The sequence below is a fragment of the Methylobacterium sp. J-076 genome (assembly GCF_022829405.1).
Lineage (GTDB): Bacteria > Pseudomonadota > Alphaproteobacteria > Rhizobiales > Beijerinckiaceae > Methylobacterium.
Genome location: NZ_JAKSXW010000012.1, coordinates 1 through 633 on the forward strand (window position 1 = coordinate 1; position 633 = coordinate 633).

Below are 633 nucleotides of genomic sequence, written 5' to 3' on the forward strand. Positions count from 1 at the left end.
GCCGGGCAACCTCGATCCAGCGCAGGAGCGAGCCCGCAAGGACCGGGCGCTCGCCATATCGGCTGAGATCAAGAACGACATCGCGGTCGGCAAGGTCGTCCTGATCGATGACGCTATCGCCATCATGACCGGCAGCCTCGCGGTCGTGCGGAACAAGATCCTCGGGCTCGCCTCGCGCGTGGCGCCCCGGCTGGTGATGCAGCGGGCGGCCGAGCCGGTCAGGGCGCTCCTCTACGACGAGATCGTCTTGATCCTGCAGGAGCTGTCCTCAGAGCACGAGCTGCAGCGCCTCGCCTATCCCAGCGGAGGGATGACCACCGATGGCTGACGAACGCCTGCGCCTCGTCGCAGAAGTCCAGGACCAATTCACGGGTCCGTTGGACAAGCTGAACGCCAAACTGCAACGGACGGCCGCCGCCGGCTCGCAGGCGGCTAAGGACATGCGGAAGGACTTCGAAGGCTTCCACGGCAGCATTGGCAAACTGAACACTGCCCTCGGCAGCATGTCGGCGCCATTCACCGCCCTTGGCCTGGCCAGCGGCGGGGCGGCCCTGTCCATGGGCGCCATCGGAACTGCGCTGCGCGGGTTCAGTCAGAACACCCAGAACCTGTCGATCCTCTCGAAGCAGAGCG

Annotated in this window: 2 protein-coding genes; both read left to right on the forward strand. The window is 66.2% G+C overall.

Translation table 11 applies throughout. From position 1 onward, the window contains the following. On the forward strand, positions 1–328 hold a 328-nt coding region (locus MKK53_RS00275), incomplete at its 5' end, for a hypothetical protein (RefSeq protein WP_243925794.1). After that, positions 321–633, forward strand: a 313-nt coding sequence (locus MKK53_RS00280) for a hypothetical protein (RefSeq protein ID WP_243925796.1), incomplete at its 3' end; no start/stop codon positions are given. The genes MKK53_RS00275 and MKK53_RS00280, both read left to right, overlap by 8 nt.